Consider the following 12927-nt stretch of genomic DNA (forward strand, 5'->3'; position numbering starts at 1 on the left):
ATCTGGCTTATGAGCGACACCGACATCTCCTCCGCGTTCTGCCACTACCTGTATGCGCTGGCGCGCGAGCAGCCCCGGCAAAATGCCGTGCGACCGCAGCACGATGGCCGCCGCATGCTGGTCATCCAGAACCTGGACGATGCCGACCGGGTGATGCGGCGCAATGCCGACAACTACCTGAAGAACTTTCGCTGGTTCACCCAGGTGGCAGGCAACTCCCGGCTGACCGACGATGGCGAGGCCTGGCGGTTTCGCCAGGAGCTGTCGCAGCCCTTCCTGGGCAAATACGATGCCAACCGTGCCTTTGCCCTCAGCAGCCTGCACGGCCGGCACATCGCCCGCCACCTCGCCTTGAAGCCTGAGGCAGATGTGTTGGACGAGGCGCTGATCCACCAGGGCATGTTGTCCATCTTCACGCAGATGTTTCTGGACGTGGAACTGGCCAGCCTGCCGATGGCGCATGGCAGTGCGTCGCGTTTGATCGAGCTGGCCTCTGCCTATGCATTTGTTGCGCCAGGACAAGAGGGCTTGGGGGGTGACAAGGCGCATATTCGCGAGATCCTGCAGCTGCGCAAAACCATTTTCACCGCCTTGCAAACGCTGCGCAGCGATACCCTGGCGCGCAGCCCGATGCTGCAGGCCATGCTGCAGGCAGAAACGGTGCCGGGCTTTGACTTTGCCTTTGAAAAAGAGCTGACCATGCTCTTTGGTGCAGGAACGGATACGGCGTCCTACTCCATCGGCTGGGCCTTGCACCTGCTGGCCACCTACCCGGAGATGCAGGAGCGCTTGCACACAGGCTTGCGCCAGGTGTATGCCAAGCACGGGCATGACCGCCAGGCATTGCAAAGCGCAGTGGCCCAGCATGCCGATCTGCGCAGTTTTGTGGCCGAGCTTTTGCGGCTCTATCCCCCGCTGCCTTTCATCACCCGCTTGGCCCAGGAGGGCGATCAGCTCTCCGACATGCAGGTGGAGCCCGGTGATGTCGTCGTGGTCTCGCTGGTGGGGGTGAACCACAAGGCCCTGGAGCGACCAGACCCCTGGAAGCCCGACCTGGATGCGGCCTCGCGCGAAGGCTTTGGCATGGGAACCGGCACTATCTCCAGCTTTGTGTGGGGCAAACGGGTGTGCGGCGGCCGCAGCTTTGCCTTGGTCGAACTGGCAACCGTGCTCAGCGTGCTGATTGTCCAGCTCCAGGCCCAGGTGTCCCGGCGGGAGCCCATCGTCTATGAATGGGTGGGACAGATGCGCCGCAAAGGTGGGCATTTGCTGAAGCTGGCAGGCAGAGGCTGATCTGTGGCGTGGGCAGCCAGTTAAGGTCCAGCCGGGGTCGATATGCCGCCACTTGCGCGGAATTTCGCGGCTGCGCATGGGTAACTCCGGTTGTGGCGCGCTACGACTTGGACGAAATCGCCTGGTCCCAGGTGCATTTTGCTGCTCGGCTCGCGATGTGCCCGTTTATATTGTCTACAGCTGACGTATTTTTGTCGTAGGACAATATGAAAATCACTGGAAAAACAATATTCGAGATCTCCGACTGCATCCGCAGCCTGGTGCGGGATGGGGACTTGGCGCCTAGCGACAGTCTGCCGCCGGTGCGCGACCTGGCCGAGGCGCTGGACGTGAACCGCAACACCGTGGCTGCCGCCTACCAGCGGCTGGTGCAGGCCGGTTTTGCGGTGGCCCAAGGCCGGCTGGGCACCAGCATTGCCTACCCGCCAACTACGGGCGAGCAGGAGGGCACCAGCCTGGAAACGCCGTTGGTCAACCTTGCCAGCGGCAACCCCGGCGCGCGCTGGCTGCCCAATCCGGTGGAGCTGTTGGCAAGCAATCCACCCGGCGCGTTTCTGTATGGCGAGCAGACGATTCTGCCCAGCCTGATGGAACTGGCCGAAGAATGGGTCAAGGCCGACTGCCCCGCCCAGCGCAGTATCGAACTGACCCATGGTGCCGTTGATGCAATCGAGCGCCTGGCAGCAGCGCAGCTGGTGCCGGGCGACAAGGTGGCGGTGGAAGACCCCTGCTTTTTGGGCAGCATCAGCGCACTGCGCCTGGCGGGCATGAAGACCCTGGGCATGGCCGTGGATGAAGCCGGAGTGCTGCCCGAGGCACTGGAGGCCGCCATTGCAGGCGGCGCCCGCGCCGTGCTGTTGACGCCGCGCGCCCACAACCCCACCGGTTGCAGCTTGAGCAAGCGCCGCGCGGATGCCTTGAAGGCCATTCTGGCGGCGCACCCGGGGGTGATGGTCATCGCCGATGACCACTTTGCGCTGCTGGCAGAGACGCCGTATTACTCGGTCATCCCCGCATCCACCCAGCGCTGGGCGCTGGTGCGCTCGGTATCCAAAGGCCTGGGGCCCGATCTGCGCGTGGCCGTGGTGGCCTGCGACCTCGAGACGGGTGACCGCCTACGGACCCGGCTGGCATCGGGCATGACCTGGGTCAGCCATTTGCTCCAAGCCATTGTGGTGGCCGCACTGCGCTCCCCAGCGGTGCGCCAGTTGCTGGGCGATGCGCGGGACGACTATGCGCGCCGCCGGTCTTTTCTGCGCACGGCCTTGCGGGCCGTGGGCATCGACACGCCGCCCCCCGCTGGCGGCTTCAACCTCTGGATTCCGCTCCCCGACGATGCCAAGGACATTGCCTATGAACTGGCCAAGCGCGGCTGGCTGGTGCGCATCGGCAATGCCTTTGAGATCCAGGATGCGTCCCAGGCGCTGCGTATCACCGTTTCCGATCTCGAGGATGAGGTCGCGCTGCGCTTTGCCCAGGATTTGAAGGCCTGTCTGGCCTGATGGGGCATGCCGAGACCGTTGGACGTAGTTAGCGGCAAGCCGTTGCAGCCGCCTGGCGCAGTGGCGCAGCAAACTCCCGCGCCACGGCGCGGTTGCGCACCGCCAACTCGCGCATGGCTGCCGAAATGGGTGCTGCCAGCTGGGCATGGCTGGCAGCTGCCCAAAACGCATCGGCCGCCTGCGCGGCCAAACTCCAGACCCGGGGCACAGCGCCAATGGTGCTGACCTTGGGCTCGATCGGCACAAGGTCCGGGTCCAGCCCACCGCCAATAGGCGCATAGCGCATCGGCAGAATGTCATAGGCGGGGGCGATGCCCAGGTACTCGCCATCGTCGCCAATCAGCAGCGAGATGTTCTCAAAATGCCGGTCGTTATTGCCGATCAGTTCGCTGAATGCGGCCATCACGCCCACATGTTCAGCATGCTGCTGGCTGAAATAATCTTCATGCACGCAGCGCGCAGCGAACTCCGGCCAGGTATCTCGGGTGCCAAAGAATTCGTCATCGACGGCGCCCGCCGAGAGCATACCTATCCGTCCTTGCTGGCCGACACGGTCAAAACGCTGGACCTCCAGAAACACAAACTCGCCCCGGGCCAGTAGCTGGGTCTTGGCGGCGGGAACCCCGACATCGGCCAACGCGCTCAGCGCCAGGTGCTCCAGCGGCAGCAGCTCGGCCATGCGGCTGCCCAGGCGCGCAAACTTGACGATCACCGAGCCCGAATCCTCCGCCACCCAGAGGAACTTGGGCTGCTCGCCGCCAGCGCTCGATCCATAGGATTCATTCTTCAGCTGCTGCGCAAGCTGCACATACACGTCCAGCTTGTGCTGGGCTGGCGGCCGGGGCTGCTGCAGCAGGTCCATCTCGCGCTGCAAAGGCTGGTCGCCAAAGATCAGGTTACCCGGCAGGTTCAGTCCCTGGGTGAACAAAAAGGCAATGCGGTGATCGTCGCTCCAATCCTTGAGGCTGGCAGGGAAGGGCTGGTTGCGCGCCGCCGTCTGGGCTTGCTGGCGTCCCAAAAAGCCCGATGGCGCAGCAAACAGCATATAGGGCGGCAGGCCATCGTAGAGGCGGATGGCGCCCGCATCCTGGCGCTCCAAGGTGCTGCCACCCACGAGAAACTCAAGATCCGCGTAGGGAACGATATGGCCGCTGGAGAGAAAGCGGTACACCCGCTGGCGCGGGTTGAGCCCCAGCGGCAGCTTGCGCAAGAGCGCATATAGCGGCGCGCGCTGGCCCGGTTCCCGGAACATTGTGACCGTGGCAGATAGTTCACGAATAGTTCGCGACAACGTCGGCTGGCTGATGCCCAGCGACTCCAACAGCTGCTGACCAGAGCGCGGCCCGCCCGACAGCGCACGCTCCACGGCTTGGTGGAGATCACTGATGGCGAGTCGTGGAGCGCTTGGCATATGGCGTGGCTGAATAGTTCAAGAATTCTATATGAATCCTTTGCTCTCTGCTTTTCAGTAGCAGTTGCCGGCACCCTGCCGCTAGCCTGCGGCCGCCCCCTGACCCAAGCGCAAGGTATTCACCAGCAAGTTGTATAAGCTGTCCACGGCCTTGGAGCGCCGCGATTCCTTGCTCCGGTACACAGCCACCTCCATCGGTGCCAGAGGGCCCAGCCCATGCTTGCTGCCCAGCACCTGCAGATGGGGCGGGGCGCTGCATTGGGTCAACGCGGCAACGGCCAACCCGCTCTCAACGGCGGCAATCTGCCCGGCCAGGCTGGAGCTGTTGTAGACCACGCGGTGCTGGCGCCCTTGCTGGGCCAGCGCATGCAGGGCGCCGCGCCGGGCCAGGCTGGCCTCTTCATACACCGCAATCGGCAGGGGATCGCGCCGCCACAGCTCGAAATGCTCAGACCCCACCCAGACCATGGGCTCATGGAACAGCAGGCTGCCGCGCCTGGCGTGGTCGCGCGAGACAAGAGCCAGATCCAGCTCGCCCGCCGCCACGCGGGGTATGAGCGCGGTCGATTGCTCGCAGCTGAGGATGATCTCCACGCCGCTATGGCGGGGCGCAAAGCGCCTGAGCACGGGGGTGAGGTACTTGGCGGCATAGTCATCGGGCACACCCAGGCGCACACTGCCTTTGAGCGCCTCGCCCTGCAGCGCAAACTGCGCCTCGCTGTGCAGATCCAGAATGCGCCGCGCGTAGCTCAGCAGGCGCTGGCCCTCCGGCGTTATCTGCTGGCTGCGGCTGTCGCGCTCCAGCAGGCGGTGGCCGACGGCCGCTTCGAGCTTTTTGAGCTGCATGCTCACGGCGGACTGGGAGCGGTACACCTCGCCGGCCGCGCCAGACAGCGATCCGGTATCGACCACCGCGACAAAGCATTTGAGCCAATCCATCTGAAGATCTTGCGAGGTTGCAGGCATAGGGTTTCGATAAACGAATAGCTGATGCAAGAATTATGCGCTTTTCGATTGGTGGCCTGCGCCGCACACTGGCAGCCATGAGCCGATACCCAGACCCAGCGCAGATGGCCGCTGCAAGCATTGACCAAACCACACAAGCTGCATCCCGTACCCCGGGCGACGCCCTCGGCGGCGTGCTGCCCTTTGTGCTGGGCAGTGCGCTGCTGGGCAGCATTGGCATTTTTGTGCACATGGCGCAGGCCGGAGCCTTGACGGCGACCTGGTTCCGCTGCGCCTTCGGGCTGCTGGGGCTGACGGCCTGGCTGCTGTGGCGCGGGCAACTGCGCTTTCTTCGGTTGGATCGCAGCACAGCAGTCTGGGTGTTGCTGGCCAGTGTCCTGATGGTCCTGGGCTGGGTGCTGTTCTTCGCAGCCATGGAGCGCATCTCTGCCGGGGTGGCCGTGGTGCTGTTCCATATGCAGCCCATGTGGGTGCTGGTGCTGGGCGCCCTGTGCCTGGGCGAGCAGCCAGGCCGCAAAAGGGTGGGCGCCGTGGCAGTGGCCATGCTGGGCTTGGTGCTGGCCACGGGCATCTTGGAGCAAGCCGCATCGCAGCAGGGCACGCAAGCGCAGTATTGGCTGGGTGTGGGCATGTGTTTGCTGGGCGCGTTTTTAACTGCCGCCGTCACCGTCATTGCAAGGCGCCTGCGCGCCATGCCCGCCGGCGTGCTGGCCTGGTGGCAATGCGCGGTCGGCAGCGCCGTGCTGTGGATGGCGCCTGCCATGGAAGGCTGGCCGGCCTGGGGCGCCGCCTGGGGCTGGCTGGCGGCCCTGGGCCTGGTGCATACCGCTACCGCCTATGCCCTTATCTACACCGGTATGGCCAGGCTGCCCACGGGGCGCATTGCGGTGCTGCAGTTTGTCTACCCTGCGATCGCCATCCTGGTGGACTGGCAGTACTTTGGGCACCGGCTGGGCACGCTGCAGATGGTGGGGGTGCTGGTGATGGGAGCGGCTATCTGGTATGCGGAGCGCCGGGCATCTGGCAAAACAGCCTGATCGTCAGGGCCTAGTGTCGCTTGTTCAGCCACACGAAGACGGCGAAGCCGAGCCAGGTCAAGACCAAAGGTATCAGTGACCAGATGAGCGCGTTTGACTTGCTGAAGATCGCATAAAGCGCTGCACCCAGCAAACCGCTCAGCAGAACATGGAGCTGCGGCCGATTGCGCGCTAGCTTGGCCACGACATAACCGGAGAGTACGGGCGGAAACAGCAGGAACAACACGACCAGAAAAACCGGCGCGAATCCGTAGAAGGGGGTGTCGGGCAATAAGGCGGTTAGCAGCGCAAACGTGATCTTTTGCAGTACCAGGGTAATGGCGCCATAGCTCAAGGCAAAGGCGATCAGGATCGCTTTCAGGTCAATGTTGAAGATCATTTCTGTAGCTCTAGCTTCGTTATGGCGGCCTGGCCTGGCATGCATCAGATGCGGTGGAGGACGGTTGGATCGAAATGCATCGACCTCATTTTGAGGTCTCCACCAGTCTGTTTTGAACACTTGCTTGTCCGCCACGGTATTTCCTCAAGTCCTTTTTATGGCGTTTAGTGGGCCTCACCTCCGCTGCTACCGTTGTAGCCGTAAGAGTGGCGCATAGCCAGACCCCGGTGATGCTGGCCAGCAGTGTCACACCGGGGCTGTGAATGAAGCTGCTTAGATTCAGGTATCTGCGTTCTCAAGCGCATCACAAATCAGCTTGGCAGCACCGGGCGCATCAGCGGCGCCAGGGAACGACCTAACTCCGCATATCCTGCAAGCGGTAGCCGAGCACCGCTGCGACGATCAAGCCCATGCCAGACCACTGCAGTACGCTGGGATGGGCGCCAAACCACAGCAAATCCACGGCTAACGCGACAGCAGGGTAGACAAAGCTCAGCATGGCTACCGCAGTCGCAGCCAGGCGCTGAAAGGCCCCATACATCAGCCCATACATGAGCGCGGTGTGCACCAGGCCCAGGATGAGAACGCAGAAGACTGTCTTGGTCGATGGCAGTGGGGCGCCGGTCCCCCACATCTGCAGCAGCATGGGTGTGGACCACAAGGCCAGCGCAGCGCCGCCGACCAGCATCTGCACCATGGCAATTTGCGCAGGCGCGATGCCTTGTACGCGCCGGGTGCTGATCACGGTGACGGTGTACAGCGCAGCCGCCAGCAGCGCCAGCACGATGCCCCAGACCGGCGCGCTGCCCTGCAAGCCGACGCTGGCGGCTGAATCGTTGCCGAGCCCACTGCTCAGTACCACACCAGCCAGCGCTGGCAGCATCCACACCAGCTTGCGCCAGCCGATGGCCTCTCCGCCCAGTGCGGCAGCCAGCACCAGCATGAAAGGCTGCACATGGTAGACCACAGTGGCGATGGCAATGCCCACATAGGCATAGGCATGGAACAGCATGACCCAGTTGGCCACCAAGGCCAGGCCGCCGATCAGCATGGCGGTCCAGGCCCTCCGGCCCGGCGGCACCCAGGCGCGCTGCCACCATAGCCACAGACCCAGACCCAGGGCGCCCAGCAGGCATCGCAGCAGCACCACGCTCTCGACGGGCAAACCGCTCTCGATGACGACCAGGCCAATCGTGCCGGAGAGCACCATGGCGGCAAGCATGCGCCAAGTGCCTCCTGATGGGCGTGTGGAGTTCAGGGGTGTGGCCGCTGCTGCTCGCTGCAGGGCTGCTGTGCTTGAGGGGTTCATGGTGCTATCCGGCGTGGTGTGATGCCAGCGATGGTCGTTCCTCTGTAAAAATTAAACAATACGGCTTTCATTCAATTTATTATTGAAGCTGGAACAACAATAAAACCCTTATGCGCACCGATACGCTCCCCCTTGCCGATATGCAGGTCTTTGCCCAGGTCGTCGCCCAGCACAGCTTTGCGGGCGCCGCGCGGCACTTGCGCCTGACCACGGGTGCTGTCAGCCGCAGCGTAGGCAGGCTGGAGTCCGAGCTCGGCGTCAAGCTGCTGCACCGCACGACGCGGTCCTTGTCATTGACGGAGGTGGGCGCCGCCGTGCATGCCGATTGCGTGCTGATGCTGCAAAGCGCCGAGCAGGCGGTATCGCGTGCGACGGCCCACCGCCAGCAGCCGCAGGGCATCTTGCGCATCAACGCGCCCTTGGTGTTTGGCGATTGGTGGCTGGCGCCGCTGCTGCCGGGTTTTTGTGCGCGCTTCCCCGAGGTACAGGTACAGCTGAGCATGAGCGACGCCATGGCCGATCTGACTGCCGAAGGCCTGGATCTGGCCATCCGCATCACCGCTGCCGATGCGCTGCCACCTGCCATGGTGGCCAGGCCGCTCCAGCCCGTGGGCTATGTCTTGGTGGCGAGCCCCGCCTATTTGCAGTCCAGGCCCCCGATCACCCAGCCCCAGGATTTGCTGGCACACCCGTGCATGAGCCTGGGCTACGGCCCCTTCCAAAACCTGGTGGAACTGGTGCCAGTCGATGCACCTACTGCCGCCGTTACCAAGCTGCGGCTGAACACCCCCATCACCATTGCCAGCAGCCAAGGCTTGCTCAATGCGCTGCAGCGTGGCGCTGCCTCAGGCATCGCGCTGATGGCCGATTTTCTGGCGCGTAGCCATCTGGCGGATGGCCGTTTGGTGCAAGTGCTTCCCCGCTGGCAGCTGGCGGGCAGCTACGCTCCGCGTATGGCCTACGCCCTGCACGCCCCGGGGCCGCACATACCGCTTAAATTGCGCGCGATGCTGGACTATTTGCAGAGCCAGTCTGCTTCGGCATCCGCCTAAGCGCGAGTCCTAGACACGGACAGGCCAGGGGGTGGGGTGATCAACTGCGCCATTAGCCGGCGCCGACGGGCGAGGCCTCCGCAGAAGCAAACATCCGCGCACAAAGATAGTCCACCAGCGCCCTGACCTTGGGCGATGCATGCCGCCCTGCAGGCCACAGGATGTGGAACACTCCTGTGCGCTCAGCCACCCCCGGCATGACCTGCACCAGCCTGCCATCGGCCAGCGCATCGCCGATGGCAAAGTCCGGCAGGCAGGCGATGCCGCGCCCCTGGAGGGCAAAGCAGGCGCGGGTTTCGATGTTGTTGCAGACCATGGACACCGGCAGGTTGACGGGCTCACCCTCATCCGCTGGCGGAAGTGGCCAGGCCTCTAGCTTGCCGCTATGGGGCCAGCGGAAATGCATGCAGCGGTGGGAGGACAGGTCTTGCACCCTCCGGGGTGTGCCGTGCGCGGCCAGGTATTCCGGCGACGCTACCAGCAGCATCTTGAAATGGCCGAGCTTGCGGGCCACCAGGCGCGAATCGGCAGGCTCGCCGGTGCGCACCACGGCATCAAAGCCTTCTTCCACCACGTCCACCAGGCGGTCGGAAAAATCCAGGTCCAGCTGGATGTCCGGGTAGTCGCGCATGAAATCGGCCAACACTGGCAGCACCAGGGTACTGACCAAGGGCAGGCTCACCCGCAGCCGCCCCCGGGGTGCCGACGAGGCTTGTGACAGCTCCGTCTGTGCCGCCTCGATCTCTGCCAGGATGCGCCTGCTGCGCTCCAGCAGCAGCAGGCCTTCGGCGGTTGGGGTGATGCTGCGGGTACTGCGGTGGAAAAGGCGCACGCCCAGCTTCTCTTCCAGCCGCGCCACGCTTTTGCCCACCGCTGATGAAGAAATGCCCAGCAGCCGGCCCGCCGCCGTAAAGCTGCGGGTCTCTGCGACCTGCACAAACACCGTAAATGCGTTGAGGCTATCCATAGCTTGTCACCTGCGTTTCTGGGCCCAGCTTGCTGCCGTTGATTGCGGACATTGCAGTCCTGAAAGTGCGGAACTCTATCCTAGTTTTTCTTGCGTCGCCGGCTGCCTAAGCTGATGTCTGTGTTCCAACCAAGGCGGCGATGCAATGGATTTATCAGTTTCAGACATGTACAGCGGCGAAGTGCGGCAGGGTGCTTCTGGCAGGGCAGCGCCGTGGGCGCCGGTGGCCCAGGCATTGAATGCGGCCCTGGCTGAGCAGCGCCTGGTGGGTGCGGTGGTGCTTGTTTACCAGCACGGCCAGCCACTGTGCCGCATGGCCGCAGGCTGGGCCGACCGTGAGGCCCGCATGGCAATGGCCGAGAACACCGTGTTTCGCTGGGCCTCCGTCAGCAAGCCCGTCGTCAGCGCTGCGGTGATGCGGCTGGTAGCGGAGGGGCGCCTGAGCTTGGACGAGCCGATCACCACCTGGCTGCCGAGCTTTTGCCCCCGCTTGCCCGATGGGCGCCAGGCGCGCATCAGCCTGCGCCAGTTGCTGAGCCACACCGCCGGTTTGGGCTACCGCTTTTTTGAGGCGGACGGGCAGGGGCCCTATGCCCAAGCGGGGGTATCCGACGGCATGGATGCCAGCGGCATCGATCTCCAGGAGAACCTGCGCCGCATCGCCAAGGTGCCGCTGCTGTACGAGCCAAGCACCGGCTGGGGTTACTCTTTGGCGGTGGATGTGCTCGGTGCGCTGGTCGAGGCGGTATGCAACACCCGCTTGCCGCAGGCAGTGGAAGCACTGGTGACGCGCCCCTTGGGCATGGCCGATGCCGGCTTTGTCTGCCGGGATGCGGCGCGCCTGGGCACGCCCTATGTCAACGGTGGCCCGGTGCCCCATCGCCTTCGCGAGGGCGAGGTGGTGGCCCCGTTCGAAGGCACGGTGGGCATCGTCTACAGCCCGTCTCGCGCCTTGGATGCAAGCGCCTTTCCCTCTGGCGGCGCCGGCATGGTCGGCACGGCCGATGATCTGCTGCGCCTGCTGGAAGCGCTGCGCAGCGACCAGGGCGGCTGGCTGCCCGAGCACCTGATCGCCGAGATGGCCCGTGACCAAACCCAGGGGCTGGAACTGGCCGCTGGCCCGGGCCTGGGGTTTGGTTTGGGCTTCTCGGTGCTGCGCGATCCCGCGCTGGCGCAGTCACCGGAGTCGCCCGGCACCTGGCGCTGGGGCGGCGCCTATGGCCATGCCTGGTGGGTAGACCGGCCCCGAGGGCTCACGGTGGTGGCGCTGACGAATACCTTGTACGAGGGGATGTCCGGGCGGTTTGTGACGGAGTTGCGGGATGCCGTCTATCAGTGCATCCCGCGGTGACCGCCTAAGACTTCGTAGCGCATGAGGTAGGGATCTTCTTTTCAGCGATGTACCAGCTTTGCGGCGCAGTCCATCTCAGGAACGTCACGCGCATACTGCTGCACCACTGGCTTTATCGCATACAGATATACAACGCCAAGTGCTTGCCAGAGGCCGAAGACATCGCATTCTTGTCCAAGGCCAAGTCCTCACTCATGGGCATAAACCATCGGCACAAAGGCCACACCATGGAGCCGCTTTGGGCCAGCCACCGCAACAAAGCCCAGGCGTTCATAGACCGGGACTGCATGAAGGGATGCGTTGACAGTGAACGTGGATTGGCTTGACCGTTGCTTGGCATGCAGCCAAAGTGCGCGAGCGATACCCCGGCCTTGGGCATCCACCCTCACAAACAGATGGTAGACATGCGAGCCATCGCGCAGCGCCACAACGCCACACAATCCGGCTGCGTCCTCTGCAACGTAATGCTTGAATTGCGAGGATCTGGGCCGCTCGGCGTGGGCCGAGGGGCTCAGTCCCGCCATGAAAGGAGCGGCCTGCGCAGAAGCCGGATCAGCGAGGAAGTAATGCGCCAAGCCGATGACAAGGTGGCTGGCCGCTTCTGCATCGAACGCGGTTGCTTGACGAATGGTGAAATTCATAGGTGCTCAGGACGGATCAACAGACGCGGGGTTTCGCAGGGACTGACCTTCAACCGGCCCTCGTGCAGGCTGTCTGCCGCAAAAGCCGCTGATCTGGCCGGCACACAGGCTCCCCATTGCCAGGCTGCCAAAAATCCATGACATCAGGGTTGACCGTCGTGTGTCTCGCTCACCCCTGCAAGGGCCACCCAGGGCCGACGCCGTTTCGTCCAGATCTCCCGCTGTGGGGTTCCCAGCGCATCGCGTTGCTGGAGGACGCCGGTGCGCAAAGAGTAGGCCTGCGGATTCTCCACGGCACAGGCATACAGTGGGCTGCCACAGGTCTCGCAGAACGCCAGATTGCGCTTGGTTCCGCTGGCCGTTGTCTTGACGAAGGTGCGCGGCACGCCCTTGGTCAGTTTGAAACCGGCCGCCGGGGCAGAAATATTGGCTCTGAAGGCAGAGCCCGAGTGCGTTTGGCAATCGAGGCAATGGCAGATCGTCATGCTGCCGGGTTGCACCTCTGCCTCAAATTCAATGGCGCCGCATAGGCATCGGCCTGCTACTTTCATGCGCATCCTTTTTAGTAACGCCGTCGCAGTGGCGTTGATATGTCGGTCAGGGCTAGGGATGGCCCAGGCTTTGCAGTCGAGCCCATCACCCCAGGTTCGGCAGGTCAGAGGTCCACAATCACCAGAATGCCCTGGCTGCCGGATAGAACAGCATGAGGAACGCCAGCCTCGGCCATGTACATCTGACCCGCTTCCACACACAGGGCCTGGCCGGCCACTTCCAGCATCATCTGGCCACTGACGACCAGCAACGCCTCGTCGTAGTCGTGCACCTCTTCGCCATAGGGCATCTGGTCCATGCGCAGCAACTTGATGTTGGACGCGCCCACTTTGCCCAACACGGTGGAACGCCACGCAGCGGGCAGACCATCGGCGATGGCATGGAGGTCAAATAAGGACATGCTTGTCTACTTTTCAGTCTCGATCAATCAGCAGCCACCATCCGTGCGCGTCGCAAGCACCGCAGAT

At 63.7% G+C, this 12927-nt stretch carries 13 protein-coding genes; 5 read left to right on the forward strand and 8 right to left on the reverse strand.

Annotated features, from left to right (window positions below):
• Positions 1–9 precede the first annotated feature (9 nt).
• On the forward strand, positions 10–1293 hold the full coding sequence (locus LPW39_RS16255) for a cytochrome P450 (protein ID WP_230777453.1): 1284 nt from the start codon (positions 10–12) through the stop codon (positions 1291–1293).
• A 206-nt stretch (positions 1294–1499) separates the two neighbouring features.
• Positions 1500–2795 carry a MocR-like B6 salvage transcription factor PtsJ gene (gene ptsJ / locus LPW39_RS16260; protein WP_230777455.1) on the forward strand — a complete coding sequence of 432 codons (1296 nt, stop codon included), beginning with the start codon at positions 1500–1502 and terminating at the stop codon, positions 2793–2795.
• Positions 2796–2823: 28 nt separating this feature from the next.
• On the opposite strand, the gene LPW39_RS16265 is transcribed toward ptsJ, so the two are convergent.
• Positions 2824–4206, reverse strand: a complete 1383-nt coding sequence (locus tag LPW39_RS16265; protein WP_230777468.1) for a HipA domain-containing protein — start codon at positions 4204–4206, stop codon at positions 2824–2826.
• Positions 4207–4287: 81 nt separating this feature from the next.
• Entirely contained in the window at positions 4288–5145 is an 858-nt protein-coding gene (locus LPW39_RS16270) for a LysR family transcriptional regulator (RefSeq protein ID WP_230777471.1), read from the reverse strand.
• Between the two features lie 104 nt (positions 5146–5249).
• Here LPW39_RS16270 and LPW39_RS16275 point away from each other — a divergent pair, with 104 nt between their 5' ends.
• Positions 5250–6209, forward strand: coding sequence for a DMT family transporter (locus LPW39_RS16275; RefSeq protein ID WP_269075863.1), 960 nt, complete (start codon positions 5250–5252; stop codon positions 6207–6209).
• A 10-nt stretch (positions 6210–6219) separates the two neighbouring features.
• Here the strand turns inward: LPW39_RS16275 and LPW39_RS16280 are convergent, their stop codons facing one another.
• Together LPW39_RS16280 and LPW39_RS16285 are read right to left on the reverse strand one after the other, a co-directional pair.
• The gene (locus LPW39_RS16280) at positions 6220–6723 is read right to left on the reverse strand and encodes a hypothetical protein (protein ID WP_230777474.1); all 504 of its coding nucleotides are present in this window, start codon (positions 6721–6723) and stop codon (positions 6220–6222) included.
• 220 nt (positions 6724–6943) lie between these two features.
• Positions 6944–7810 (reverse strand): DMT family transporter, encoded by an 867-nt coding sequence (locus LPW39_RS16285; protein ID WP_230777476.1) that lies wholly within the window; start codon positions 7808–7810, stop codon positions 6944–6946.
• Between the two features lie 197 nt (positions 7811–8007).
• Between LPW39_RS16285 and LPW39_RS16290 the strand changes: the two genes are divergently transcribed.
• Positions 8008–8949: a LysR family transcriptional regulator gene (locus LPW39_RS16290; protein WP_230777486.1), complete on the forward strand. Its 942-nt coding sequence runs from the start codon at positions 8008–8010 to the stop codon at positions 8947–8949.
• Positions 8950–9001: 52 nt separating this feature from the next.
• On the opposite strand, the gene LPW39_RS16295 is transcribed toward LPW39_RS16290, so the two are convergent.
• Positions 9002–9916, reverse strand: a complete 915-nt coding sequence (locus LPW39_RS16295; protein WP_230777488.1) for a LysR family transcriptional regulator — start codon at positions 9914–9916, stop codon at positions 9002–9004.
• Positions 9917–10061: 145 nt separating this feature from the next.
• Here LPW39_RS16295 and LPW39_RS16300 point away from each other — a divergent pair, with 145 nt between their 5' ends.
• Positions 10062–11267 (forward strand): serine hydrolase domain-containing protein, encoded by a 1206-nt coding sequence (locus LPW39_RS16300; RefSeq protein WP_230777490.1) that lies wholly within the window; start codon positions 10062–10064, stop codon positions 11265–11267.
• 188 nt (positions 11268–11455) lie between these two features.
• Here LPW39_RS16300 and LPW39_RS16305 read toward each other — a convergent pair whose 3' ends face one another.
• From LPW39_RS16305 to LPW39_RS16315, 3 genes are all read right to left on the reverse strand, one after another.
• Complete coding sequence (locus LPW39_RS16305; protein WP_230777492.1) at positions 11456–11908, reverse strand: GNAT family N-acetyltransferase; 453 nt, start codon at positions 11906–11908, stop codon at positions 11456–11458.
• Positions 11909–12051: 143 nt separating this feature from the next.
• On the reverse strand, positions 12052–12459 hold the full coding sequence (locus LPW39_RS16310) for a GFA family protein (protein ID WP_230777495.1): 408 nt from the start codon (positions 12457–12459) through the stop codon (positions 12052–12054).
• A gap of 104 nt (positions 12460–12563) precedes the next feature.
• The gene (locus LPW39_RS16315; protein ID WP_230777498.1) at positions 12564–12860 is read right to left on the reverse strand and encodes a cupin domain-containing protein; all 297 of its coding nucleotides are present in this window, start codon (positions 12858–12860) and stop codon (positions 12564–12566) included.
• Positions 12861–12927 lie beyond the last annotated feature (67 nt).

The sequence above is a fragment of the Comamonas koreensis genome (genome assembly GCF_021026195.1).
Classification (GTDB): domain Bacteria; phylum Pseudomonadota; class Gammaproteobacteria; order Burkholderiales; family Burkholderiaceae_C; genus Comamonas; species Comamonas koreensis.

Excerpts from the sequence above, each read along its gene's own strand:
- LPW39_RS16255 (WP_230777453.1), top strand. The coding sequence starts at position 10 with ATGAGCGACACCGACATCTCCTCCGCGTTCTGCCACTACCTGTATGCG.
- ptsJ (WP_230777455.1), top strand. The coding sequence starts at position 1,500 with ATGAAAATCACTGGAAAAACAATATTCGAGATCTCCGACTGCATCCGC.
- LPW39_RS16265 (WP_230777468.1), bottom strand. The coding sequence starts at position 4,206 with ATGCCAAGCGCTCCACGACTCGCCATCAGTGATCTCCACCAAGCCGTG.
- LPW39_RS16270 (WP_230777471.1), bottom strand. The coding sequence starts at position 5,145 with ATGGATTGGCTCAAATGCTTTGTCGCGGTGGTCGATACCGGATCGCTG.
- LPW39_RS16275 (WP_269075863.1), top strand. The coding sequence starts at position 5,250 with ATGAGCCGATACCCAGACCCAGCGCAGATGGCCGCTGCAAGCATTGAC.
- LPW39_RS16285 (WP_230777476.1), bottom strand. The coding sequence starts at position 7,810 with ATGCTTGCCGCCATGGTGCTCTCCGGCACGATTGGCCTGGTCGTCATC.
- LPW39_RS16290 (WP_230777486.1), top strand. The coding sequence starts at position 8,008 with ATGCGCACCGATACGCTCCCCCTTGCCGATATGCAGGTCTTTGCCCAG.
- LPW39_RS16295 (WP_230777488.1), bottom strand. The coding sequence starts at position 9,916 with ATGGATAGCCTCAACGCATTTACGGTGTTTGTGCAGGTCGCAGAGACC.
- LPW39_RS16300 (WP_230777490.1), top strand. The coding sequence starts at position 10,062 with ATGGATTTATCAGTTTCAGACATGTACAGCGGCGAAGTGCGGCAGGGT.
- LPW39_RS16305 (WP_230777492.1), bottom strand. The coding sequence starts at position 11,908 with ATGAATTTCACCATTCGTCAAGCAACCGCGTTCGATGCAGAAGCGGCC.
- LPW39_RS16310 (WP_230777495.1), bottom strand. The coding sequence starts at position 12,459 with ATGAAAGTAGCAGGCCGATGCCTATGCGGCGCCATTGAATTTGAGGCA.
- LPW39_RS16315 (WP_230777498.1), bottom strand. The coding sequence starts at position 12,860 with ATGTCCTTATTTGACCTCCATGCCATCGCCGATGGTCTGCCCGCTGCG.